Origin of the sequence: Marinobacter vulgaris (genome assembly GCF_003344045.1) — a bacterium.
Lineage (GTDB): Bacteria > Pseudomonadota > Gammaproteobacteria > Pseudomonadales > Oleiphilaceae > Marinobacter > Marinobacter vulgaris.
This window is the reverse complement of the sequence record NZ_QFWX01000002.1, coordinates 331,190-355,886: the sequence shown is the minus strand read 5'-3', so window position 1 is coordinate 355,886 and position 24,697 is coordinate 331,190. Positions and strand designations below refer to the sequence as shown.

22 protein-coding genes are annotated in these 24,697 nt (G+C 59.5%); 11 read left to right on the top strand and 11 right to left on the bottom strand.

Annotated features, from left to right (window positions below):
* Positions 1 to 77: 77 nt before the first annotated feature.
* The gene (locus DIT71_RS04850; protein WP_114612078.1) at positions 78 to 485 is read left to right on the top strand and encodes an NINE protein; all 408 of its coding nucleotides are present in this window, start codon (positions 78 to 80) and stop codon (positions 483 to 485) included.
* Between the two features lie 3 nt (positions 486 to 488).
* Here DIT71_RS04850 and DIT71_RS04845 read toward each other — a convergent pair whose 3' ends face one another.
* Positions 489 to 1,856 carry a WS/DGAT/MGAT family O-acyltransferase gene (locus tag DIT71_RS04845; protein ID WP_114612077.1) on the bottom strand — a complete coding sequence of 456 codons (1,368 nt, stop codon included), beginning with the start codon at positions 1,854 to 1,856 and terminating at the stop codon, positions 489 to 491.
* 204 nt (positions 1,857 to 2,060) lie between these two features.
* Here DIT71_RS04845 and DIT71_RS04840 point away from each other — a divergent pair, with 204 nt between their 5' ends.
* Together DIT71_RS04840 and DIT71_RS04835 are read left to right on the top strand one after the other, a co-directional pair.
* Positions 2,061 to 3,143, top strand: coding sequence for an efflux RND transporter periplasmic adaptor subunit (locus DIT71_RS04840; protein WP_227537950.1), 1,083 nt, complete (start codon positions 2,061 to 2,063; stop codon positions 3,141 to 3,143).
* Positions 3,143 to 6,322: an efflux RND transporter permease subunit gene (locus DIT71_RS04835; protein ID WP_114612076.1), complete on the top strand. Its 3,180-nt coding sequence runs from the start codon at positions 3,143 to 3,145 to the stop codon at positions 6,320 to 6,322. The genes DIT71_RS04840 and DIT71_RS04835 overlap by 1 nt, the downstream gene beginning before the upstream one ends.
* Positions 6,323 to 6,585: 263 nt before the next feature.
* On the opposite strand, the gene DIT71_RS04830 is transcribed toward DIT71_RS04835, so the two are convergent.
* The 5 genes from DIT71_RS04830 to DIT71_RS04810 all read right to left on the bottom strand — a co-directional run bounded on the left by DIT71_RS04830 (position 6,586) and on the right by DIT71_RS04810 (position 9,657).
* Positions 6,586 to 7,287 (bottom strand): hypothetical protein, encoded by a 702-nt coding sequence (locus tag DIT71_RS04830; protein WP_227537949.1) that lies wholly within the window; start codon positions 7,285 to 7,287, stop codon positions 6,586 to 6,588.
* 88 nt (positions 7,288 to 7,375) lie between these two features.
* Positions 7,376 to 8,077, bottom strand: a complete 702-nt coding sequence (locus tag DIT71_RS04825; RefSeq protein ID WP_114612075.1) for an energy transducer TonB — start codon at positions 8,075 to 8,077, stop codon at positions 7,376 to 7,378.
* Positions 8,077 to 8,487 carry an ExbD/TolR family protein gene (locus tag DIT71_RS04820; protein ID WP_114612074.1) on the bottom strand — a complete coding sequence of 137 codons (411 nt, stop codon included), beginning with the start codon at positions 8,485 to 8,487 and terminating at the stop codon, positions 8,077 to 8,079. Before DIT71_RS04820 ends, DIT71_RS04825 begins: the two co-directional genes overlap by 1 nt.
* On the bottom strand, positions 8,484 to 8,885 hold the full coding sequence (locus tag DIT71_RS04815; protein ID WP_114612073.1) for an ExbD/TolR family protein: 402 nt from the start codon (positions 8,883 to 8,885) through the stop codon (positions 8,484 to 8,486). The genes DIT71_RS04820 and DIT71_RS04815 overlap by 4 nt, the downstream gene beginning before the upstream one ends.
* On the bottom strand, positions 8,872 to 9,657 hold the full coding sequence (locus DIT71_RS04810; protein WP_114612072.1) for a MotA/TolQ/ExbB proton channel family protein: 786 nt from the start codon (positions 9,655 to 9,657) through the stop codon (positions 8,872 to 8,874). The genes DIT71_RS04815 and DIT71_RS04810 overlap by 14 nt, the downstream gene beginning before the upstream one ends.
* A 220-nt stretch (positions 9,658 to 9,877) precedes the next feature.
* On the opposite strand from DIT71_RS04810, the gene DIT71_RS04805 reads away from it, so the two are divergent.
* Positions 9,878 to 12,229, top strand: coding sequence for a sensor domain-containing diguanylate cyclase (locus DIT71_RS04805; protein ID WP_227537975.1), 2,352 nt, complete (start codon positions 9,878 to 9,880; stop codon positions 12,227 to 12,229).
* Positions 12,230 to 12,249: 20 nt separating this feature from the next.
* On the opposite strand, the gene DIT71_RS04800 is transcribed toward DIT71_RS04805, so the two are convergent.
* Positions 12,250 to 13,014, bottom strand: a complete 765-nt coding sequence (locus tag DIT71_RS04800; protein WP_114612071.1) for a sulfite exporter TauE/SafE family protein — start codon at positions 13,012 to 13,014, stop codon at positions 12,250 to 12,252.
* Positions 13,015 to 13,029: 15 nt separating this feature from the next.
* Entirely contained in the window at positions 13,030 to 14,148 is a 1,119-nt protein-coding gene (locus DIT71_RS04795) for a lysozyme family protein (RefSeq protein ID WP_227537948.1), read from the bottom strand.
* 52 nt (positions 14,149 to 14,200) lie between these two features.
* Here DIT71_RS04795 and DIT71_RS04790 point away from each other — a divergent pair, with 52 nt between their 5' ends.
* Both DIT71_RS04790 and DIT71_RS04785 read left to right on the top strand, forming a co-directional pair.
* Positions 14,201 to 15,688 (top strand): amidase, encoded by a 1,488-nt coding sequence (locus DIT71_RS04790; protein WP_114612070.1) that lies wholly within the window; start codon positions 14,201 to 14,203, stop codon positions 15,686 to 15,688.
* Between the two features lie 149 nt (positions 15,689 to 15,837).
* Positions 15,838 to 16,470, top strand: a complete 633-nt coding sequence (locus DIT71_RS04785; RefSeq protein WP_114612069.1) for a hypothetical protein — start codon at positions 15,838 to 15,840, stop codon at positions 16,468 to 16,470.
* A gap of 23 nt (positions 16,471 to 16,493) precedes the next feature.
* Here the strand turns inward: DIT71_RS04785 and DIT71_RS04780 are convergent, their stop codons facing one another.
* Positions 16,494 to 17,918 carry an HDOD domain-containing protein gene (locus DIT71_RS04780; RefSeq protein WP_227537947.1) on the bottom strand — a complete coding sequence of 475 codons (1,425 nt, stop codon included), beginning with the start codon at positions 17,916 to 17,918 and terminating at the stop codon, positions 16,494 to 16,496.
* Positions 17,919 to 18,128: 210 nt separating this feature from the next.
* Here DIT71_RS04780 and DIT71_RS04775 point away from each other — a divergent pair, with 210 nt between their 5' ends.
* From DIT71_RS04775 to DIT71_RS04765, 3 genes are all read left to right on the top strand, one after another.
* Positions 18,129 to 19,136, top strand: a complete 1,008-nt coding sequence (locus tag DIT71_RS04775) for a methionine ABC transporter ATP-binding protein (protein WP_114612067.1) — start codon at positions 18,129 to 18,131, stop codon at positions 19,134 to 19,136.
* Positions 19,136 to 19,813 (top strand): methionine ABC transporter permease, encoded by a 678-nt coding sequence (locus DIT71_RS04770; RefSeq protein WP_114612066.1) that lies wholly within the window; start codon positions 19,136 to 19,138, stop codon positions 19,811 to 19,813. Before DIT71_RS04775 ends, DIT71_RS04770 begins: the two co-directional genes overlap by 1 nt.
* A 181-nt stretch (positions 19,814 to 19,994) precedes the next feature.
* Positions 19,995 to 20,777 (top strand): MetQ/NlpA family ABC transporter substrate-binding protein, encoded by a 783-nt coding sequence (locus DIT71_RS04765; protein WP_114612065.1) that lies wholly within the window; start codon positions 19,995 to 19,997, stop codon positions 20,775 to 20,777.
* An 83-nt stretch (positions 20,778 to 20,860) separates the two neighbouring features.
* On the opposite strand, the gene DIT71_RS04760 is transcribed toward DIT71_RS04765, so the two are convergent.
* Positions 20,861 to 21,514, bottom strand: coding sequence for a peroxiredoxin (locus tag DIT71_RS04760; protein WP_114612064.1), 654 nt, complete (start codon positions 21,512 to 21,514; stop codon positions 20,861 to 20,863).
* A gap of 139 nt (positions 21,515 to 21,653) precedes the next feature.
* Positions 21,654 to 23,012 (bottom strand): alanine/glycine:cation symporter family protein, encoded by a 1,359-nt coding sequence (locus DIT71_RS04755; RefSeq protein ID WP_114612063.1) that lies wholly within the window; start codon positions 23,010 to 23,012, stop codon positions 21,654 to 21,656.
* A gap of 219 nt (positions 23,013 to 23,231) precedes the next feature.
* Between DIT71_RS04755 and DIT71_RS04750 the strand changes: the two genes are divergently transcribed.
* On the top strand, positions 23,232 to 24,143 hold the full coding sequence (locus DIT71_RS04750) for an alpha/beta fold hydrolase (RefSeq protein ID WP_114612062.1): 912 nt from the start codon (positions 23,232 to 23,234) through the stop codon (positions 24,141 to 24,143).
* Positions 24,144 to 24,264: 121 nt separating this feature from the next.
* On the top strand, positions 24,265 to 24,687 hold the full coding sequence (locus DIT71_RS04745) for a CBS domain-containing protein (RefSeq protein WP_114612061.1): 423 nt from the start codon (positions 24,265 to 24,267) through the stop codon (positions 24,685 to 24,687).
* Positions 24,688 to 24,697: the final 10 nt, after the last annotated feature.

Below are 24,697 nucleotides of genomic sequence, written 5' to 3'. Positions count from 1 at the left end.
CCCGGCCAGGCACCACAACTAACAGGCTGGCGCCAAAGAATCAGACAACCACCAAAATCAGAAGGAAACCCAACTGAATGCCAATCAACCAGGATACTCACAGCAAACTCATAGGTTACCTGCTCTGGATCTTCGGATTCCTCGGGGCACACCGGTTCTATTACGGCAAGCCGATTACCGGCACCATCTGGTTCTTTACGCTGGGGCTGCTGTTTATCGGCTGGTTTATCGACCTGTTCCTGATTCCCGCCATGGACCGGGAAGCCGACATACGCTACGAGGCCGGTGAGGTGAGCTACAACATCAGCTGGATTCTGCTGACGTTCCTCGGGATATTTGGTCTTCACCGGATGTACATGGGCAAGTGGATCACCGGGATCATTTACCTGCTGACCGGCGGTCTGTTCCTGATAGGTGTGCTCTATGACTTCTGGACCCTGAATGACCAGATTTCCCAGCGCAATCGAGAGGCAAGGTTCGGTTAATCCTCAAATCCCGGCTGCGCTCTCCAGCTCCGCCAGGCCCTCTTCCAGGTAATCCAGCATTCGCTGCAGGCTGGGCAGGGTGCGGCGACAGCCGATCAGGCCGAACTCTATGTGGTCGCAGTAGCTGGTCAGGGTCATGTTCAGGGCGATCCGGTCCATGGCGATCGACACCGGGTACATCCCCTCAAGCCTGGCGCCATTCCAGTAACTGGGTTCCTTCGGGCCCGGAACGTTGGAAATGACCACGTTGAAAGTCTGCCATTTTGGCGCCAGACCGGTCAGCAGGTTGAAGCCAGCCGGTGCCAGCAGCAACGCCGTGTAATTCAGTATCCCCTCCGGTGACATGTTGGCATAGCGCTCTTTGGAGGCTTTCACGTCTTCATGGATATAGCGCAGTCGTTCGGCCGCATCGTTCAGATGGGTGCCCAGGGAGGCCAGGATGATACCAACCTGGTTGCCTCCCGAGCTTTCGTCCTTGCGCAGGGAGACGGGCACCATCGCCACCAGTGGTTTTTCCGGCAGCGCATCCCGATTCATCAGGTAGGTTCGCAGCGCCGTGGCGCACATGGCCATGACCACGTCGTTGACTGTCGTACCATAAGCCCTGCAGACCGCCTTGATACGCTTCAGACAGTAGGACTGGGCCGCGAAACGGCGGGATCCGGTAATATTGCCGTTCAGGACACACTGGGGCGCGTGGAAAATGGAGTCGTAGGCGGGGTCTTTTCTTGCCCGGTTGACGGTGCTCAGCAAGGCTTTGGTCACCGCCGGCACGGTGCCGAGCTGTCTTCCGGACTCCCCCAGCAGATGGGCGACGTTGCGCCACATGGACGGGCCGCTGTCGTCAGTATTTCGGCGGCTGCGTGGTGGCAGAGCCCATATTGGCGGCATGTCCCGCTGTTGGGGGTCGCCGGACAGCATGCGCTGGAACAGGCGCATGGCAGAGACGCCATCCACCAGGGAGTGGTGTATCTTGGTATAAACGGCGAATTGCCGGTCTTTCAGGCCTTCGATGAGGTGGAATTCCCACATTGGCCGGTCCCGGTCCATCAGATGGCTGTGCTCTGCAGAGACAAATGCCAGCAGTTCACGGATCCGGCCCGGAGTCGGCAGGGCCTCGAACCGGAAATGGTGCTCAAGATCCAGGTGCTCGTCCTCTACCCAGAATGGTTGGCCGAAACGGTTGATCAGGCGCTGGTCGAAGGGTGGCGTAACCCTGGTCTGTTCCCGTAACTGGTCCGCCAGCTGTGCCACATAGTCGTCCGGTGCACCCTCGGGGAAGGAGAACAGCTGCAGGCCGCCAACGTGCATGGGCTGCTGGCGTTTTTCCAGCCACAGAAATACCTGGTCTAGCGGGCTCAGTGGTTTCACGTTATGAATCTCGCATTGTTCTGGTTGTTGTATAACCGCCAGTGTTGCAGCATTTCAGGTTCGGTGGAAGTGCGCGTTGCTGGCGTGCCACGCCCGAAACACGCACTTTGACAGGTCCGCCGGGGTATTGTGGGCGTAGGTTAAAGGTAACTTCAGGAGACAGAATTCAGCGCCGCAGCCGCGCAAGAACAAAGAGGTAACGCAGTGAAACCAATCGTCTGGCAGTTGGCCGCCATGGCCGGCCTGTGGTGTTTGTCGCTATCACAGGCCCAGGCGCAGGACCGTCCCGGCGTTGAACTGGAGCAGGTTGAAACCTCCGATATCATCAGCGAAGTCAGCCTGAACGGCACCGTCAACGCTCTGCGCACATCCCGGCTGTCCACCGCTGTGGCCGGGCTTGTGGAGGAGGTGCGGGTGGAAACCGGTACCAGGGTTACCAGGGGTGATCTGCTGGTTGCTCTGGACGACGAGCAGGCGGAGTTTGAGCTGGACAGCGCCCGCGCCGAAGCTGCAGAAGCCAGAGCCCGCCTCCAGGAAGCGCAGCGGCGGCTGGCCGAAGCCCGCTCGGTAGGTGCGGGGCGAAATATTGCTGCCACTGAAGTCAGCGCCCGCGAGAGCGAAGTCGCTGCTACGGAAGCGGCGCTCGCCCGCCTGCGAGCGGAAGAAAAGCGACACCAGGTTGTGCTTGACCGTCATCGCATTGAGGCGCCGTTTGATGGCGTGGTGAGTGAGCGCATCAGCGATCTCGGCGAGTGGATTACCCCCGGAGACGAGCTGTTGACCCTGGTGGACATAACCAACCTGCGCCTGGACTTCCGGGTGTCCCAGGATTATTACCAGCGCATAACCGATGACTCCGAGTTGTTGGTGCAGGCCAGGGGGATGGACCAGAAACCGGTACCAGTCACCATCGAGTCCCTGGTGCCGGTCAGTGATCCCCAGGCCAGAACCTTCCTGATCAGGGCGACGGGGCCGGAAGAGCTGAATGTGCTGCCCGGTATGGCGGTGCAGGCAACGTTGAGGGTCTCCACCGGTGAGCGGGGGCTGACCGTCTCCCGGGATGCCATCAACCGCTACCCCGACGGCCGCGTTACGGTGTGGATTGCCGAGCCTGCCGATGAAGAGCTCTACGAAGTGCGGGAAAAGCGGGTAGAGGTGGGCTCCAGCTTTGATAACCGAATGGAAATCCTCAGCGGTCTGGAGGGTGATGAAGACGTGGTGATCCGCGGCAATGAATCCCTGGAAGAGGGCGCCAGGGTAAGGCTGGCCGGGCGGGGATCGCGCTGATGTTTGCGGGAGTGATACGCCACGGCACGCTTGTTACCGTCGTTACGCTGATCATTGCCATCATCGGAGCCGCCGCAGCGTTGCGTATTCCGGTGCAGATGATTCCGGACCTGGAAGTCCGGACCATCACCGTGGAAACCCGCTGGCCCGGCGCCACGCCACAGGATATCGAGAAGGAAATCCTGATCGAACAGGAGCGTTACCTTCGAAATGTGCCGAACCTGAGCGAAATGGCCTCAACCGCATCCAGCGGTTCCGCCGAGATCGAGCTCGAGTTCCCTTTCGGTGTTGATATCACCGAAACACTGATCCAGGTAAACAACGCCCTCAGCCAGGTTTCCAATTACCCCACCAACGTCGATGAGCCGCGTATTGTGGCGGCCTCCTTCTCCTCCAATGCATTCATGTATTTCCGCGTTTCTACCCTGCCGGACAACCCGCGGGAACTCGACATCGACCTGATGCGGGATTTCGTGGAGGATCGGGTCCGCCCCCGCATGGAAAGCGTGGCAGGGGTTTCCGAAGTGACCGTAAGTGGCGGTGCGGACCGCCAGATGCAGATTGTCGTGGATGAAGCAAAGCTGTCCCAGCGCGGCCTCAGCCTGCTGGATCTCCGGGATGCCATCACCAGCCGTAACCAGGATGTATCCGGCGGCGAGGTGGACGCAGGCAAGCGCCGCTACCTGCTGCGCACCGTGGGACGATTCCGTGACCTCGATGAGCTTCGCAACCTGGTGGTCTCCCGCACCGGCGACAGCGTGGTCCGGCTGTCTGATATTGCCACCGTGCGACAGGACCATTCCCGCATCCGCCAACTGTCCTTTATCAATGGGCAGCGGGTTCTGGGCCTGCAGGTGCGTCGTGAGAGTGGCTCCAACGTTATCGATATCAAGCGGGCGATGCTCACGGAAGTCGATGCCATCAACCGGGAGGTGCTGGAGCCGGAGGGCATGGAATTGGCGCTGACCGCGGACGACGCCCGCTATGTGGAGGCTTCGGTTGCCAATGTCTGGACCAACCTGGGTATTGGTGCCGTGTTCGCCACCCTGGTGATGTTCCTGTTCCTGCGCTCCTCCCGGGCCACCTTCGTGGGCGTGGTGGGTATTCCCCTGTGCGCTATCGCGGCCTTCTTGGGGCTGATGATCACCGGCCGCACCATCAACGTGATCTCCCTGGCCGGCGTCGCCTTCGCCATCGGCATGACGGTGGACAACAGCATCGTGGTACTGGAGAACATCGAACGCCACCGTCGTCTGGGGCTGGACAAGTTCGAGTCGGCCCTAAAAGGGGTGCAGGAAGTCTGGCCGGCAGTGCTGGCTTCCACCATGACCACCATCCTGGTGTTCTTGCCGATCCTGTTCATCGAGGAAGAAGCCGGGCAACTGTATTCCGATGTGGCCATTGCCATTTCGGCGGCCATTTTTGCGTCGATGCTGGTGGCGGTCACGGTGATTCCCACCCTCAGCGCACGACTGGATTTCGGAAACGGCACGGGCGAGATCGACCAGTATGGCAACACCGTATCACCGGGCTGGGCCAGTCGGGTGGTGGCAGCCGTGCGCTGGATGGTCAGCGGCACAATCAGGCGGCTCGTGGTGATTGTCGGAACAGTGGCCGTGAGTTTCTGGATTATCGTTTTCCTGACCCCGCCTGCAGAATATCTCCCGGAGGGCGAGGAGCCAAAGACCTTCGCCTCGATGAACGCCCCGCCAGGTTACAACCTGACCGAGATGGAAAGCATCGCCAAACAGGTGGAGGACCGTTTTCTGCCCCATGTGCAGGCAGACCCGCAAGCTTATGAAAGCGGCGATACCCCGATACCGCCGCTGGCCTACCTCAATATGCAGGTGAGTCCCACCAACGTGCGGATCATCGCCGAGACGGTCAAAGCGCGTCATATCGAAGTGCTGATGGATGAGATCACCGGCTTCTATGAGCAGTTTCCGGGGATGCGGGCGTTCGCCGCCAAGGGCTCCATCATCTCCAGCAACGACGGTGGCACCCGCAGTATCAACCTGGATATCTCCGGGCCGGACCTGGTCTCCATTTACGAAGTCGCCAACACCGCCTACGGCCGCGCCCGGGAAATTTTCGACAACCCCCGCATCCAGACCCGGCCCGCCACCCTCTCCCTGGCCCAGCCGCTGATTCAGGTACGGCCGCACTGGGACCGGGCCGCGGAGCTGGGCCTCGATACGGAAGCCATCGGTTTCACCGTGGCGTCCCTGACCGAAGGCTCCTATGTGGATGACTTCTTCCTGGATGACGACAAGATCGATATTTACATCTATGGCAGCGAAGGCAGGAACCCGAGCCTGGACGCGTTGCCGGATGTAATGGTGCATACCCCCCAGGGCGCCACCCTGCCCCTGTCGAGCCTGGCATCCATCGAGGAGACCGTGGACACCAGTACCGTGCGTCGTCTGGACGGTCGCCGTACTGTGACCCTCAATGTGATTCCGCCGGACGATGTGCCCCTGGAGGCAGGCGTTGAACGGGTGCGCACGGAATTACTGGGCGCCATGCGCGACAGCGGCGAGCTGCCCACCGGAGTTTCCATCGATATCTCCGGCGCCAGCGACCAGCTCAACGCCACCCGTGACGCCCTGAGTGGCAACTTCATGATTGCGGTGGTGATTGTCTACCTGCTGCTGGTGGCCATCTTCGCCCACTGGGGCTTTCCCCTGCTGATCCTGACGGCCATTCCCCTGGGCATCGCCGGCGGTATCGTGGGTCTGGCACTGATGAACCTGGTGGGCGGCCTGCTGCCAAAAATCGGTTTGCTGCCCCTGAGCCAGCCTTTCGACATGATTACCATGCTGGGCTTTCTGATTCTGATGGGGACGGTTGTGAACAACCCGATTCTGGTCGTGGAACAGGCAAGGCAGAATCTGCGCCACCGGGACGTATCGGTCGTGGATGCGGTTATCGGCGCGGTGGAAACCCGCCTGCGGCCCATTGCCATGACCACCCTGACGACGATCTGCGGCCTGTCACCACTGGTCTTTCTGCCCGGCGAGGGTACGGAACTCTACCGCGGCGTCGGCGCCATCGTTCTCTTCGGCCTCGCCGGAGCGGCGACGGTGACCGTTACCTTCTTGCCGGCGCTGACGGTGCTGGTGCTTGGGTGGCGTCGTCGGCGGGCACCCGGACAGAGGCCAGCAGCTCCGGCGCCGTAAAAATAAAAAAACCGGAGCATCTATTCCCGGGGGAGGGAGTTCGATGCTCCGGCGCCAATGCCAACAACAATGATCTGATGGTCCGGCCGGTCCCTGGCCGGGAGGTTCTTCCCTGTTAAATACCAAGCGAACACCATGCCAGAATTGGTGTTCGTTTATTTACAGAGAGTTACCGTTATCCTGCTGTAAAAGATCAGCCGCAGAGTGCGCCCGGACAGTGCGATGCGCACCGGACCGGTGCTTGGGGGTCAATTCGGTGGGCATCAGTCCGTGAGCGCCCGTAACAGAACCACGGGTACCCGGTATCTCAATCCACTGCAGGGGCCTGTGCCTTCCACGGTGCAGGTTTTCCGGTTCACCCGGATGACCCTGCCTTCGACTTGTCGCTTGCCGGCACCAAAACCCACCGCATCCCCCACAGACCATTTTGCCATTAACTGACGGTTGTCCGGGGCCACGATGGGTTGCTCGGGTACGGTCATTCCGCCACCTGCTGCCTGTTCTGCCAGATGTCGCCTGGCTGCATCGGCGCCACCGCTGGCGTGAAGTTCATCCAGTATCCGGTAGAAATGCTGGTTATGGACAGAACCTCGATAGCGCTGGCCGGAAACGTGCTGGAGCAGGTGTGCAAACTCGTGACAGCAGGTGTGCGCCAGAAGATTCAGTGTGGTGACTTCACCGTCAAAATACTTGCGCTGGCGTATCTCGCGCCCGGAAAGCCAGCCAGCGACCGCGTCAGGCTGGTGCTTGGACATGATCATGCGTTTGCCATAGGTAATCTGATGTTGCTTCAGGCGTGGATCAAAACGGTGATAGGTCGCCTGACCAGAGCCGACCCGGCACAACAGGGTCGTGGCCGGAGTCTGTTTGCGGACCCAGGCTTGCGCGGGGTGCCAGAGAATCATGGTGGTGGTGTCGCACATGATCTGGCCCAAACGATGGGCAATCAGCGGTTCAATCGTCATGGGTCAAACGCACGCAGAAGGATGGGAAATCAGGCATGGTTTGATCATACCCTGTGCAGCTCATTCCGTAAAAGCAACGACGGCGCAGTCACCGCAGACGGAATCTCACCGGCAGGGCGTAGGTAAAGGTCCGACCTTCCATGGAGTCCGGCACTTCTGGCAGTGGCTCGGCATCCTTGAGCATATCAAGGGCGGCGTCGTCCAGCAGTGAGTGATCCGAGGATTTGCGCAGGGAGTGTCGCACCAGGGTGCCATCGCGGCTGAATTCGAACACCACCACCGGTGCCCCTTCCTGTCCGAGGCGGCGGGCGCGGCGCGGGTATTTGTAGAACCGGCTCAGATGCCGGCTCAGTTCGGTGAGATAGCTGTCCACATCCGGGGAGTCACCGGCGGTGAGTTCGACCTGCTGATTGGGGCTCTCTTCTTCGGCACGATTTTGCGTGGTTTCCTCTGAGCCGGGCTCGCTTTCTGTTGCATTGGCCTCGGTAACCTGCTCGACTGGCTCAGGCTCAGGCTCAGGCTCAGGCTCAGGCTCAGGCTCAGGCTCAGGCTCAGGCTCAGGCTCAGGTTTTGGCTCGGGCTCGGGTTTTGGCTCAGATTGAGTCTCAGGTTCTTTCGGTTTCCGGGCGCCAGCCAGGGATATCCGGACCGCCGGGGCGGAATTGACAGCGGAGTCCCCCAGTGGTTTCAGTTCGGGGACCCGCTCAGGGCCAGCGATCACCAGGGCTACGGCGGTAATGGCAATGGCAATGATCAGCAGCAGCCCGCGGACGGTTTTACTGGCACCCATCAGCTGGCCGGCTCCGTCAGCAGGATGACTTCCTCGTACCCGCTGTTCTCAAGTACCCGAAGCAGGGATTCCAGCTCCGCCATGGCAATGTCCTGTTCCGCCGCGATTTTGAGGGCGGCCTCCTTATCGGGAGCCGGCAGGACGCTCGTAAGGTCTTCGGCGCCAACGGTTTGCCCGTCCACCTGCCAGTCTCCGGCGGCGGTAATGATCAGATCGGCCCGGGGCAGCTCATTGGCCGCCTGATCGCCTGTGCCGGGAAGATCTGGAAGCGGGGTATCCGATATCTGGCCCGCCACGATAAAAAACATCAACAGCAGGAACACCAGGTTTATGAGGGGCAGCAGGGCATCTTCCAGACGTTCCATGAGAGGTTTGCCGGAGGTGATCGGAGGTGGTGCCAGGTCACTCATGGTTCCTCTGCGGCCTGCGATGAACGTTTCCAGTGGGTGGTAATGCCGCTGTCCGAAAGCCGGCTGTAAGCAGTGGTGAAATCGGTAAGCCGCGTGGTGGCAGCGGTTGCCAGGTTGATTTCCTCGATGCCGCTGACTTTCAGCCGGCTCACCAGCGCTTCAATATCGTAGGTTTCGCCTTTCCAGCTGGTCTCGCCATTCCGCACTACCGTTACTTCCGGCACGGGTTCCCCAGTGACAGAGCTGGTATCCCCGGTACTGTTGCTCAACTCCATAAAACTCACGGGCAGCAAGCGGCTGGTGAGCATGAAGAACACCAGCAGGATAAAAACCACATCGATCAGGGGGGTGATGCGGATTGGAATCGGCCGTGCCGGCCTTGGATCAACCAGTTGCATTGGCCAGGCGGCCCTGCCGTGAGGTTCCGGAGACATTGACGAAACGACGGGGCTGATCTTCTGTTCCGGGCTCGTCCTCGACCGCAGTGTCACGGCTTGCAGTAACCGGCACCGCCAGCACCGTGACAAGGGCGCTGTTAATGGTTTTCTGGATTCTCCGAAGCCGGAATTCAATCCAGGCTGCCAGCGCGGCAAATGGGATGGCAATCACCAGGCCTGCGGCGGTGGTGGTCAGCGCTTCGTAGATGCCGCCACTCAGCTGTGACGCATTGGCACGGCCTTCGGTGGCGGCCATCGCGCTGAAGGCTTCCATCATGCCCATAACCGTCCCCAGAAGGCCCAGTAACGGCGCCAGTGCGGCGATCACTTCGATGATTTTCAGCGGTGCCTCAAAAGGTTCCAGGGCGTGATGGGCATCCCTGGCGACGGTTTCCCGGATCTGTTGGGGGTCCGCTCCCTTCAGGCGCGCATTCATGGTATTGACGACCAGATGATGCAGCGGATTCAGGCGGCTATAGCGGCCGGCGTTGCGCTTTAGTTGGGCTGGTGTTTCGCTGTCGGGGTTTTGTTGCCAGACGGTAATGGCATTTTTAAGTTTCGTCGTGAGTCGGGGGGCAAAAAAAGCACCGAATAACATGAGGTAAACGAAGGTGACGATGCCCACCATTGCAATTGCCAGCAGCACCAACATGACAGGGCCACCCATCTCCATCAGCTGGCTGACCGGCCCGGTACTGATTCCGGCGGCATCGGTGAGCAGTGAATCTGACATCTGAAACCTCTAGCAGTAAAATAGATCTAAATAATAACGATTATCATTGAATTTGCAAGCTCCGTAACGCTTCGGCCCGGCGCTGTCTGTTAAACTACCGCCACGACCAATTATAAAAATCGGTGTCTTGCCCAGTGAGTCATACTTCCGGTATTTCCTGCAGAAAATCAGTGCACCTCCCCAGTCTCTCTTCATCGCCGGGAGCGCCGTGCCTGTGTTGATGAAGCGTTGGTTTGCCAGTCTCGTGAATCGGGCCGTTGCTTTCGTTGTTGCTGCTATCGTGCTCTCCGCATTGGCAGTGGCGCTGATCAGTTCGATGGTCACTCGCTCCGAACTTGAGGCTCAGGCCCGGGAGCAGGTGGAAACCATTGCCAGCCTGGTAGCCAGTGACCTCGACACCCGCCTCGCGCAGCGTCGGGATACCCTTGCCCATGTCGCCGAGGGGCTGGCAATGGAGGAAAATGTACTGAGCGCCCGCGCCCGCGTGCTTATCAGGCGTGAGATAGCGCTCCAGCATCTGTTTGATGGCATCTACCTGTTCGATACCAGTGGCAATGTCATTGCCGAGCATCCGCAGCAATACCAGCAGACCGGGCTGAATGTCAGTGGGCGTGAGTATTTCCAGCAAACGTCGAATCAGCTGACTCCGATGATCAGTGCCCCCTACGTATCCAATTATGAGGACCGGCCAGCCATCATGATGACCGCCCCTATTTTTGACCACCGTCAGCGGTTTATCGGCGTTCTTGGCGGGGCACTCATGCTTGCCGGGGACAATTTCATGGAGGAAATAAGCACGGTTCGCATCGGCAAGAGCGGTTACGTGGGGGTTGCTACACGCAGTGGTGTGACCCTCTCCCATGGCCGCACCGGAGAGACCATGACGCCGCTGCGGCTGGAGAATCCGGTACTGCGCGACGCCATGGGGGGGTACGAAGGCACCCAAAGAACCCGCAATCAGGAGGGTACCGAGACCATCATGTCGGTACGACAGATGTCCCAGGTGCCCTGGTTTGTGGCGGCGGTCTGGCCGGCGCGGGAAGCTTATGCACCAGCCAGCCGGTTAACGGACAGTTTTGTGCAGGTGTTGCTGATTGTCATCCTGGTGGTGGCACCGCTGGCGCTGATCGTATTCAGGCGCTTGATGGCCCCGTTGCGCAACCTCGGGTTCCAGATCAGTGAGCGCCACCTGGGTATTCGCGCGGAACCGGTGGATGTCGCCGGCGGCTCGGAAATCCGCCAGGTGGCAGAAACCTTCAATACGGTCATGGAGGAGCGGGACGAAGTGATGGCATCACTGGCTGAGCGCGAGGCATTCTTCCGCTCCCTCACGCAAAGCGCTCCGATCGGTATTATCCAGACCGATGTGCTGGGCCGGATCGAATTTGTAAACCCGGCTTTCGAGCAGATTGTGGGCATTGACTCCAACGATCTTCTGCACAGCCCGCTGATTGACGGGGTCTATGAAGACGACCTTCCCGGCGCTGTCGACAAGTGGCGGGCAGCGCTGAAAAACAATGCTGTTTTCCGCGGCCGTTTCCGTCTCAAGACCCCTGAGGATCGGCCCCTGGTGTGGGCAGATGTGATGACGGCGGTCATCGGCACCGAGGAGCGAACCCTGGGTACCATTACCGTAGTGCGGGATATCACCCATGAACTGGAAATCGAAGCGGAACTGGCGGAGGAGCAGGAGCGGGCCGACAGCATTCTTGGTGTGCTTCAGGAAGGTGTGCTGATGCTGGATGTTGACGGTGTCATCCGCTACGCCAATGACGCCGCCTGTGGCTTCCTGGGGCTGCCGGAGGGTTGTGAACAGGCCAGTTTCTTTGAGTGCGTTGCCATAGAGAGCGAAAACCGCTGCTGGGGACCAGAGGATCTGCTGTTCAGTGCGGATATAGACAGCCTCTACGGGACGATGAGAAACAGCCTTGGGCGCACCTTCGACGTGGATCTGGCCATGTTGCATCTGCACAGGGACAGTGACCACCATCAACTGATCGTGGTGATTAGGGATGACAGCGAACGACGCCGGGAGGAGGAGCGGCTGTCCTGGGAAGCAACCCACGACAGTCTCACCGGCCTGCTCAATCGACGAGCCTTCAATTCATCCCTGGTGAAATGTCTGGGGGAAGCCGGCACCAAGGCGGCTGACAGCGTATTGATGCTGATTGACCTGGACTATTTCAAACCCGTCAATGACGAAGGTGGGCATCTGATGGGGGACGATCTGCTGGGGCGTCTTTCGGATCTGCTGAGGGTATCCGTGCGGCAATCCGATACCGTGGCACGTCTCGGGGGCGATGAATTCGGCATTATCCTGCCCGCCTGCGGTCTGGCGCGGGCGGCGGAACTGGCGGAAACCATTCGCCGGGGGGTTGAATCCATTCGTATCGAGCAGAACGGTAAATCCTTCGGTGTTACCGCGAGCATCGGTCTCACGGCGATGTCCGCGGCCGATGGCGGGCCGCTTGAGGTGATGGCGAGGGCAGACGAAGGTGCCTATGCGGCGAAGGCCGGTGGGCGCAACCGGGTGGTTACCATGCCACCGCCGCCACGGGATCGGCCCGGCTGATCAGCAGTGGGCAGGCGAGGTTACCACCAGCCTGCGGATCCTCCTGCCTGCCAGAGCAGCCGCAGGGCCAGGAGTGTCAGCAGAATGTTGAATACACGGCTGAAGTGCCGGTTACTCATGGACCTGAGCACGTGCAGCCCCAGCCAGGTACCGGCAAAACCGAATGCGATCATTGCCAGGATAAACAGAATCCAGTCACGGAACATAAAACCGGCAAGGCCGAAAACCAGGGCTTTCGGGGCATGCTGGAGGGTCATGGCGGTGGCAAACGTGGCGACAGTGGTGAAGCGGTCGGTGTGCATCTGTTTGATGAAGGATGCCACCAGCGGGCCGGTGGCCCCCACAAACAGGGTAATAAAACTGGTAAGGCCGGAGGCCAGAAATATCCCGGTACTGCCAAAGACGCCCCGGGGCAATGCCGGCCCCCAGCAAAGGAAAAGCACGAACAGGCCAATGGTCAGTTGCCAGAGGTAAGTCGGCAGATCCACCAGTATCCATGCGCCCAAAGTGGCTCCCACCAGCACACCGGGTGCGAAGGCGGCGATGGCTTTCCAGTCGGTATGGCGCCATGTCAGCGTCGCCCGCCCGGCATTGGAGCCCAACTGGATCATGCCATGTACCGGGATGATCGCCGCCGGTGGAATCCAGAACGCCATCAGAACCAGCAGAAGAATACCGCCGCCGGCTCCAAGACTCGCGGTAATCATGGAGGTCAACACCGAGCACAGCAGCAGGAAGCCTGCGGTTGTTGCGTTCAAGCCTTCCGGAATCAGGGTTAGTTCCAACGCCGGCTCCCGGAATTATTCACAGAAGGCGGTATTGGCAAGGCGCGGTGTCCTACACAGTGCCTCGGTGGCAAGTTGCACATCCGCCACATAATACAGCGAGGCCAGTCCGAACCGATCCCGGCCGAGATTGTGAAACACCATGCCAAACGCAATATCGCCGGCACTGAAGTTTTCGTGTTCACTGGCGAAGTAGGCGGCGGGCCGGGACAGGGTTTCATCATCCAGCAAGCTTTCTACACGGCTGGCACCACCGTGGTAAGCCTGCACCAGCAGTAGCGTAAACAGCTGATCGCGTTTACCCTCCGGCAAATGACCAAAACGCTGGTCAAAGGGTTCCCTCAGGTTGCGGGCATTCTGATTCATCAACCTGAGGGCGCAATCGATCTGGGCCAGCCGGTGCCAGTGGTTGGCGGGTTTGATCCTGCAATCACCCAGGGCCGATGGTGACAGTTGCAGTATGCCCTTGGCATTGGCTGCGGAGTGGGCTCGTTGCTGGCCGCTGCTTTCAATCAGCACCTGTCCGGCGAGGTATTTTGGCAGCGTTGCCGGCAGGCTGTTTCGTTGCTGCTGCTGGCGGGTGCCATAAACGTACATCAGGGCATCATGGAGAGGCTCGGGCTTATCCTGTGTGGCAAACGACAGATCGTCCCAGGCGCCCCAGATCAACTCGGTAGGCAGGGTGCCGAGGTAACGGGCGACGGCGTCATCGAGGTTGACATGGGGCTGATCACAGGCGAGTGCAAAGGGGTAACCCGTTGTGCCTGGGCCGCCGGCCGCCCAGCTGTCCGCGCGACCACTGGCGACCAGGGAGCGCCTGGTATCATTCAACCGCTTCTGAGTCGCCTCGCGGGTGTTTTCATCGTCAATATAGCCAAGAAACCGGCCGCGCATATTGAACAGAATATGACGTTCGATATCAGCGCAGTACCCGGATTCCTTCAGCACCCACCGCCGGATGGTAGTGATGTTGTTGTAAACCCCCTGGCTCACCCAGTAGGGCGAGTTACGGACGACACTGGTCCAGCTGTCCACTGGCTCCGGGGCCTGTTCACTGGCACCCGGGGTTGGTGCGATAATGAACATGACCATGAATGCGACAGCGAGTGAGCGACGTCTGGGACTCTTGTTCATAGCCGATAGTTCCCCCAATCTCCGGAATTCAGAATAACAAACGGAATCGATCATGAAGCAATCCGAATACCTCCGCTACGATGCCGTAGCGCTTGCCGACCTTATACGCCGCAACGAAGTATCAGCCCGCCAAGTCTGTGAGGCTGCCATTGAGCGGGCAGAGGCGGTGAATGGCAGGCTGAATGCCATCTGCCACCCCCAGTTTTCTGAAGCGCTGGGCCAGGCCTGTCCGCCCGATGGTACCTTTTCCGGCGTTCCCATGCTGCTTAAAGATCTTGCCCAGGAACAACAGGGTCATCCCTGCACGTTTGGCAGTCATGGCCTGAAAAACAACATTGCACCACAGGATTCGGAATTTGTCCGGCGCGCCCGTGCCGCTGGCCTGGTGTTCCTGGGTCGCACGGCGACCCCGGAGTTTGGTCTGAAAGCGGTAACAGAATCAAAGCTCTGGGGGGCGTCCCGCAATCCCTGGAATGCCGACCTTACTCCTGGCGGGTCCAGCGGTGGTTCTGCTGCCGCTGTGGCCGCGGGGATCGTACCCGTGGCAGGTGCCAATGATGGTGGCGGCTCCATCCGTATTCCCGCGGCCTACAACGGGTTATTCGGCCTCAAGCCGTCCCGCGGCCTGATTTCCTCCGGCCCCTTCGTGGGAGAGGCCTGGACCGGTGCCTCAACCGACCACGTGGTAACCCGCACCGTTCGCGACAGTGCGGCCATGCTTGATGTTCTGTCCGGCCCCGCCGTGGGGGACCCGTTCGTCATCGCGCCGCCCTCGGCCCCTTATGCAGAACTGATGCAGCAGGCACCGCGTCGTCTCAGAATCGGGGTGTTTACAGCGTCACCCTATGACACCGACGTGGCACCGGAGTGCGTGGAGGCGGTCGAAACCACCGCACGGCTACTGGAGTCGCTCGGGCATGATGTGGAGTACGCCCGCCCGGAGTTCGATGGCATGGCCCTGGCGCGCTGTTATCTGGGCATTTACTTTGGCGAAGTATCGACCCTGATGGACAGGGCTAAAAACGAATTTGGTGCCCGGGATGGAGATTTTGAGCTGGATACCCGTCTGCTTGCCATGCTGGGCCGGTCCATGCCGCTGCCGGACTATGTGCGACGCCGCCAGCAGTGGAACGATTTCGCCCGGGCCCTGGGCGCCTTTTTTCAGGGTTACGATATGTACCTCTGCCCCACCGCGGGGCAACTGCCGGCAAAAATCGGTGAGCTGGATACCCCCGGTCACCTGCAGCTGGCGGCTCGCCTGATGCTGATGCTCAGGGCGGGTAACCTGGTACATCGCAGTGGCCAGGTGGATCAGATGGCGCTGGAGAGTCTGGCCCGCACCCCATTCACCCAGCTGGCGAACCTGACAGGCACCCCGGCCATGTCGGTGCCGATGGCCTGGACGAACTCGGGGCTGCCGGTGGGCATTCAGTTCGGGGCGCCCCACGGTGACGAAGCCACCCTGCTGCAACTGGCGGCGCAACTGGAAGAGGCCAGCCCCTGGTTTGGTCGCTACGAGCAGCTGGAGACGAAGATCTGACGCTACGTGCTGAAACAATAAATGACGTATTGTGATCCGTGATCACCGCATCCACGTTTATCTTTATGGCAGGAACAGGCTATGCTGTGAATCAGGGAGAATCCCTTTTCCCTGAATTACCCTGATGGCATCGAGGAGGCGAGCGTATTATGAACCAACCGATGGCAATCGATGAACTGGTGTCTGTAGCACAGGCCGAGGCCATGGGGGAGCTTGATGCCCCGATGATGGCTATCGTTCTGTCCAGTGAACAAAGCTACGACTTGCCCATTAACTCTCTTGAAACCGATGCCGACAAGGCCCGCTGGGGACTGATCCTCCGCGCCGCCCGCGAGCATGTAGAAGCCGATGCGGTGGCCGTGCTCTATCCGGCGTGGACCACCATCCGCCACAAGAAACCGGCGAAAGCCGATTCAGTGTCCGCAGAAACCGTGGCGGCGGAAGACAGTGACGATGAACCGGTACGGGGGGAGGATCCCGCGGAGCCTATCGATACGCTGTTTGTCCAGCTGCACACCCGCGACCGGATCTACTGGCGCGGCTTTGAGCAAATCCGGGATCCGAAGCACCAGCGGATCATCGGATTCAAACGTATCAAGGCCCTGTCGACGGATTATGGCCGCGACGAGGCGCCCTCCGTTACCTCATGGCTCAACACCCTGTTTGAGCCCCTGCCGGACGAAGGCCAGGAAACCGACGTGGATATGGAGCTGGCCGACCTGCTTGAGGAACCGGAAGTCAGCGCGGCGCTCTATCCGCGGCAGCTCCGGGCCCTCCACTGACACGATGGCAATGGGCGGAGCGCTCAGTTTTTTGTCGCCAGCAGGGTGATGCAAAGCTGGGCGTTCTGGACCAGGTGATTGAATGCGCTCAGTTGTTCTTCTGAGGGCTGATAGTCATTGGCTGCATTGTCCGCATAGAACAATCCCACCAGGCGACCGTTGGCCTTCAGGGAACCGACCAGAGCCGGCACCCGTGTCAGCCAGCGGTCATAGGGGACCGCTTCAGGCCGTTTGTCAGGAAGGTATACGGCACTGGCGGAATGAGGCAGAAGTTTGCCCAGGACTCCTGTGCCGTCGCGGTTGATGGCCAGGTGATCGCGCCAGCCGTCGGTGCCTTTGCCGCCCAGTTTGCGGGGCACCAGGCGGGTTCCGGAGCGGTCCCCCATTAACAACACGACCCGTTGCATTCCCACAGCCCTGTGAATGCCCTCCACCACCAGTTGGCAGACTTCGTTGATATCGGGTTTTTCAGTCAGGCTGCGAGTCAGATCCTGGAGGATGGCCAGTTGAAGCCGGGCGTCCACAGCCGGCGCGTCAACCTTCGCCGCCTTCCCCCCACTCTGGTTCCCGGGCATTAATTCCGTAACCTGGGGAATGCCCAGAGACACCGCCACCTTGGCAGCTTCTCCCGCGTTAACTTTGAGCTGGTCCCGCACCGTGGCGGGATTCTCGCCGATATCCCTGGCAATCTTTTCCAGCACCTCGTCCATTTCCCTGCCGCTCCAGCCGTTCTCGGACAGCCGGGCCATCTCCACGGAATGGCGCACCAGGCTGGAGGCTACGGAGTTGGCTTTGCCCGATGACACTACCTCCCTGATAAACGGTCCCAGTGACCAGGCGTCCACCAGCCCCCGGGTAATTTCGGTAAAGGTCGTGTGAAGGACTTTCTTCTGCGCCTCCAGCGCTGGCTCATCCTGCTGGAGCAGCGCCTCGAGTTCGATGGCCTGGTCGGTTTCACAGGACCAGAACGCCAGCTCTCCGATGTTCATCAGCAGCGCACCGATGAAAACCTCCTCCAGCGCCTGCTCGTTCCGTTTCGGCAGCAGGCAGCGAGCCTGTACCGCCGCGTGAATGGCCCGGGCCAGGCAGCGAAGCAGGTGCGGCCGGTCATTCTTCTCCAGCAACGTATCCACCAGCAGGGACGAGATAGCCATGGACTTGACCGAATCGAAACCGATCAGAGTGATGGCGCGGCTCACCGTGCTGACCTGCGTGCGTGTCTGGTTGTAGAACACGGTATTGGAAAGCCGCAGAACCTGGGATGTAAGCTGGGCGTCATTGAGAATGACGTTGGCCAGTTCGTTGACGGTGCTGTTGCTGCTGTCGGTCAGCTCGTCAATTCTGCGGAGGGTAGTGGCCAGCACCGGCAGTTCAATTTTGCTGAGATAGGAGACCCATGCCTGGGTGGAGTTCATCCTTGAGGGCGGAGTGTCGGTTCTGGTGCTCAAAATGGCGCGCGCCTCGGGCTCGGGGTGGTCTTGATTACCTGCTTTTGATTTACCAGTTTAGTCCAGTAGCCATGGCCGTGTCAGGTGGTCTGATGGTGTAAGGGGATATACCAAGACCGCGGATTCGGGTTTGACGCCGGATTGGTTTATAATCGCCGGCTTTATTGCTGCACCCACAAGGCGCGGACAAGGCGCTCACAAGGCAGAGCTGTGATTGTATTTGACCAGGTACAGAAGTCCTACCAGGTAGGGGGGCGGGCGATCCCCGCGTTGCACCCCACCAGTATGACCATCGAAACCGGCGAGGTGTTTGGCATCGTCGGGCACTCCGGCGCCGGAAAATCGACCCTCGTGCGCCTGATCAACCTGCTGGAGCCGCCCACCGGTGGCCGTATCCTGATTGATGATGAAAACATCACCGGATACAACGCCAGTGAGCTGCGTGCCTTCCGCCGCAAGGTTGGCATGATTTTCCAGCATTTCAATCTGCTGTCCTCGAAAACCGTGGCCGACAACATCGCCTTTCCCATGAAACTGGCGGGTATCTATTCCCGTTCTGAAATCCGTGAGCGGGTAGACGAGCTGCTCAAGCGGGTCAGCCTGGCAGACCAGGCCAACAAATACCCCTCGCAGCTTTCCGGCGGACAGAAACAGCGCGTGGGCATCGCCCGGGCCCTAGCCTGCCGCCCGACGATTTTGCTGTGTGATGAAGCCACCAGCGCCCTGGACCCACAGACCACCCAGTCGGTCCTGAAACTGCTGGCGGACATCAACCGCGAGCTGGGACTGACCATTGTGCTGATTACCCACGAGATGGACGTGGTACGCCGGGTCTGCGACCGTGTTGCGGTGATGGATGCCGGTGAAGTGGTTGAAATGGGGGCGGTCAGCGACGTATTCCTGCACCCGAAACACCCCACCACCCGGGATTTCGTCTTCGAGAGCGAGAGTATCGACCGGGAAGAGATGCAGCGGGATCTGGAACATGCTCCGGGACGTATCCTGCGCCTGACCTTCCGTGGCCAGTCCACCTACACACCATTACTGGGCAGCGTCGCGCGCGAATCCGGCGTTGATTTCAGTATCCTCTCGGGCCGCATTGATCATATCAAGGACACACCCTACGGCCAGCTGACCCTGTCGCTGGTGGGCGGCGACCTCGATATTGCCATGAACGCATTCGAAGCCGCGGATGTCCACGTGGAGGTGTTGCGCTGATGGAAGCCTTGATGGAAAACCTGCTGACCAACGTAGACTGGACCGAAATCGGCTGGGCCAGCTGGGATACCCTGGTAATGGTGGGCATGTCACTGCTGTTCAGCGTGCTCATTGGCTTGCCGGTGGGCGTATTGCTGTTCCTGTTCGGAAAGCGACAGCTGCTTGAGCAGCCGATAGCTTATGCGGTGCTGTCGTTCGTAGTAAATGTGCTGCGATCAGTGCCCTTTATCATTCTTCTGATCGTAATGATTCCATTCACGGTAATGCTGATTGGCACTTCACTGGGCGTAGCTGGTGCTATCCCCCCGTTGGTGGCAGGTGGCGCACCGTTCTTTGCACGTTTGGTGGAAACTTCCCTTCGAGAGGTAGACCGTGGAATTATCGAGGCCACGCAGGCCATGGGTGCGACAGTGAAGCAGGTCGTGTTCGGCGCCTTGCTGCCCGAGGCGCTGCCGGGCATTATCGCTGGTATTACAGTGACCGCCATCACCCTGGTTTCCTACGCGGCCATGTCCGGCGTCGTAGGCGGCGGCGGTCTTGGTGATCTCGCCATTCGCTTCGGCTATCAGCGATTCCAGACAGATGTCATGGTGATTACCGTTGCTCTACTGGTCATTTTCGTACAGCTGCTGCAAATGGCCGGCGATCGTCTCGTGCTGTATTTCAGCCGAAAATAGAAACAGTTCGACATAGGTATTCGGTTGGAATCCCCTTCCGAAAACGTGGAGCGCCAGGGATGGCGCGACCGAGCCCTACATGGACGTATTCACTGGCGTTTTTCGGAAGGGGACTGCAATCGAATGCCGTACTCCCAGACTGAATACATTGTTTTGCAGTATCCAACAGGAGAAAAGATTTATGAATCTCAAGAAAACCTTAGTAGGACTGGCTGCAGCAGCCACTTTCGCTGGCGCCGTATCCGCTGAAGAGCTGTCGGTAGCAGCTACCCCCGTACCCCATGCCGAGATCCTGGAATTCGTAAAGCCGAAGCTGGCGGAACAGGGCGTGGAACTGGATGTGAAGGTATTCACCGATTACGTTCAGCCCAACGTGCAGGTAGACCAGAAGCGGATGGACGCGAACTTTTTCCAACATCAGCCGTACCTGGACGAATTCAACGTTGGCCGTGGTACCAACCTGGTCAGTGTTGTTGGCGTGCACGTTGAGCCATTCGGCGCCTACTCCAGCAGGATCGACTCGCTGGACGAGCTCGAGGATGGCGCGACCATTGCCATCCCCAACGACCCTACCAACGGCGGTCGCGCACTGTTGTTGTTGCAGAAAGCTGGACTGATTACCCTGGAAGATGACAGCAAAATCACCGCCACACCCCGTGATATTGCCGACAATCCCAGGAACCTGGACTTCAAGGAACTGGAAGCGGCGACCCTGCCTCGTATCCTCAACCAGGTAGACCTGGCCTTGATCAATACCAACTACGCGCTGGAAGCGGGTCTGAATCCGACCGAGGATGCGCTGGTGATCGAGGGTGCCGAGTCGCCCTACGTGAACATTCTGGTGGCCCATGAAGACCGTGCGGACGAAGAAGCCATCCAAAAGCTGGCCGAAGCACTGACCTCCGAGGACGTGAAGCAGTTCATCGAGGAGAATTACCAGGGCGCCGTGGTTCCGGCATTCTGAACAGAGGCAGAAAACAGAACGAAAAAAGCCGGGCACTCGCCCGGCTTTTGCGTTTTAGCGGATCAGCATTCCAGCTTCACTGATCAGTCGCCACTCCAGTTGGAGCGTGGGTCCGGCGTCATCCTCAGGTAGGACTTCACCGCCTTGTAGCCTTTCGGGAAACGCTGCTTGATCTCGTCCTCATCCTGCAGCGAGGGTACGATGACGACATCGCCACCGGCTTCCCAGTTGCCCGGGGTAGCGACCTTGTGTTCGTCGGTCATCTGCAGAGAGTCAATGACCCGCAACACTTCGTTGAAGTTACGGCCCGTGCTCGCCGGATAGGTGATGGTCAGGCGGATTTTCTTGTTCGGATCAATCACGAACAGGGAGCGAACCGTAAGACTGCTGTCAGCATTGGGGTGGATCATGTCATACAGTTCGGACACCTTGCGATCCTGATCGGCAATGATCGGAAAGTTGACAGAGCAGCCCTGGGTCTCGTTGATATCATTGATCCACTCCTTGTGAGAGTCCACCGGATCGACGCTCAGGGCAATGGCCTTGACGTTACGCTTGGCGAATTCGTCCTTGAGCTTGGCCGTCAGCCCCAGTTCGGTGGTGCAGACAGGAGTAAAGTCTGCCGGGTGGGAAAACAGTACGCCCCAGCCGTCACCGAGCCACTCATGGAAGCGAATCGGACCCTCACTGGAGTCTTGTTCGAAATCAGGGGCAGTATCTCCTAGACGTAAACTCATGATCTTTCCTCCTTTGGTATTACCAGATTCCGGCCCGGAAAAATGCCGGCGAATATAATCGGTGTATGAACTTACTATGGTGACGGATGGAGGAAAAACCAAGGGTGGTTGGTCCGGGTCATCCGTCACCAGGCCGGGGTCAGTTCGCGCCGACCGAGCGCTCCTTCTCGAAATGCTCCCGGGTCAGCTTGAAGACAACGGGACTGAGCAGCAGCAAGGCCACCAGGTTTGGCAGTGCCATCATGGCGTTAAGCGTGTCGGCGATCAGCCAGATCAGGCCGAGGTTGATGGTGGCCCCGACCGGGATCGCGAGGATCCAGACAACGCGGTAAGGCACGATGGCTTTAACGCCGAACAGGAATTCAATACAGCGCTCACCATAGAAGGACCAGCCGATTATGGTGGTAAAGGCAAAAATGGCCAGGGAAATGGCGACAACGTAATTACCGACTCCGGGCAGGCCTGACTCGAAAGCCAGTGAGGTCAGGGCGGCGCCGGTCTCGCCAGAGGTCCAGGCTCCGGAGCTGATGATCACAAGCCCGGTGATGGTGCACACGATAATGGTGTCGATAAAGGTGCCCAGCATGGCGACCATGCCCTGGTTGATTGGATTCTTGGTTTGCGCGGCCGCGTGGGCAATGGGGGCGGAGCCCAGGCCGGCCTCGTTGGAGAAGATACCCCTGGCCACACCGAAACGGATGGCGGCCCAGACGGCGGCACCTGCGAAGCCACCCTCGGCAGCCACCGGGCTGAAGGCGTGGGTGAACACCATGGCGATGGCGCTGGGGATCTGGTTGGCATTAATCGCCAGTACCACCAGGCCCACCAGAACATAGGCGATGGCCATAAACGGTACCAGGGCGCTGGCAACGTGGCCAATGCGCTTGATGCCGCCGATGAGTACCAGGCCCACAAGAACCATCAGAACAAGACCGGTTACCCAGTGTGGCAGGTTGAAGCTGGTCTGCAGCACATCGGCCACGGAGTTGGCCTGAACGGTATTGCCTATACCGAAGGCGGCCACTGCGGCGAATATGGCAAACAGCACACCCAGCCAGGCCCATTTTTTACCCAGGCCGTTGCGGATGTAATACATCGGGCCACCCACGTAGGCGCCGCGTTCGTCCACTTCCCGGAAACGTACCGCCAGCACTGCTTCCGAGTATTTTGTGGCCATCCCCACCAGCGCCGTCAGCCACATCCAGAACAGAGCGCCGGGGCCACCGAGGAAAACAGCCGTCGCCACACCGGCAATATTACCGGTTCCCACGGTGGCGGAAAGCGCTGTCATCAGCGCCTGGAAGGGTGGTATTTCACCATCGGATTCAGCACCGGTGCGGCCCTTCCACATCAGCCGGAAACCGGCACCGAGTTTCAGTACCGGCATCAGTTTCAGTCCCAGACTCAGGAACAGACCGACACCAAGTATCATCACCAGCATGGGCGGTCCCCATACCAGTCCGTTAATGCTGCTTACAAAAGATTCAAAGGCTTCCATGGGAGTCTCCCTGTGTTTCTGCCATGGTTTGAAGGTACCCGGCCGCGAAAATCCCCGCGTTGCACAAGCGTATAACCCATTGAGTTTATACGCTTATCCCCATCTGTAAATGTTAACGGCGAAGAATTCTTGGTTCTGGTGACCTGTTGGCCTGCAAAACTGTTGGATCCGGTGGTTCCCGGGTTAAGCTGTAGGCTGGTTTTATCAGGAGCTCCATTCATGCCCGACAGCTTTCATGTAGAGGCCGGCAACCTGTCTTTCTGCGTCGAAACCCGTGGTAATCCCGCCGGTGAGCCGGTGATATTTGTCATGGGTCTGGGAGCGCAGATGACCCTCTGGCCAGAGGCCTTTCTGGACTATTACGCCAATGAAGGTTTCCGGGTCATACGATTCGACAATCGTGACATCGGCCTGTCCTCCCATTTGCAGGATCGCCTGCAGGGGCACCCGGTTGCGGTAATGGCAAGGCACCGGATGGGGCTGCCAATAGCTGCACCCTACACCCTTCACGATATGGCTGACGATGTCTGTCAGGTGATGGACGCACTTGGCCTGGCCAGTGCCCACCTGGTGGGTGTCTCCATGGGCGGCATGATCAGCCAGCTGGTGGCAGCGAACCACCCCGAGCGCGTGCGCTCCGCCACCCTGATCATGACGTCCACCAACAGTCCTCGCCTGCCAATGCCCAAATCCCAGCTGATCTGGCGCCTGGCGGGCGTGGGTGCCAAAGGCCACGACGAAGCATCGGTCGTGGCCCGTTCCCTGGATTTCTGGAAGGCCATCCAGAGCCCCGGTTTCCCGCCGCGGGAGCAGGAGGTGCGGGACCGCATCCGGCGGGATTACCGCCGCAGCTATCACCCTGCGGGTATTCTGCGGCAGACCCGTGCCATCCTGGCAACAGGCAGCCTGTCATCGGCAACGCGCCGTATCCGGGTTCCGGTATCGGTGATCCACGGCAGGGCCGACCCGTTAGTGCGGCCGGTGGCGGCGGAGCAGTTGGGTTACCTGATGCCCCATGCCCGTGTCGAGATGATCGAGGGGATGGGGCACGACCTTCCTGAACCGCTACTGCCGCAATTTGCGGCCATTGGTTTTGAAACCATGGCCCAGTGGTCTGCAAACCGGAATTGATCATTGCCTCCGGAACGGGGAACAGACCCCGGCTGTAGGGTTTATACTTCCAGTTTTCGCCCCCATTGCCTATTGTTATAGAGGGACGAATCCGGAAAATCACTGCTCAGGGAGCCTGCCGATGCAATCGTTGAAAGTATCCGATGTCATGTGGAATCACATCGAGCCTATTCGTTGTGGTACGCCCTTAACCAAAGTGGTTAAAACGTTGCTCCACAACCACGTCACGGGCTTGCCGGTGGTGGATGATCACCGCCGGGTGATAGGTTTTATCTCCGAGCAGGATTGTATCCACGCCCTGCTGGTAAGCAACTACCATCGCGAAGGCGACCCGACCGTGGACGATGTGATGTTCCGCAACCCGGTGACCATATCGGCGGAAATGGCCGTGGTGGATCTGGCCCAGAATCTGGGAGCCGGCAAGCCGAAGGTCTATCCGGTGGTTGATCACGGGCGCCTGATCGGCATCGTTACCCGCACGGCGATCCTTGCGCAGCTGGCAAAAGTGGGATTCGGTATAGACGTCCCGAAGTACGCATTGTGAAACATCCATA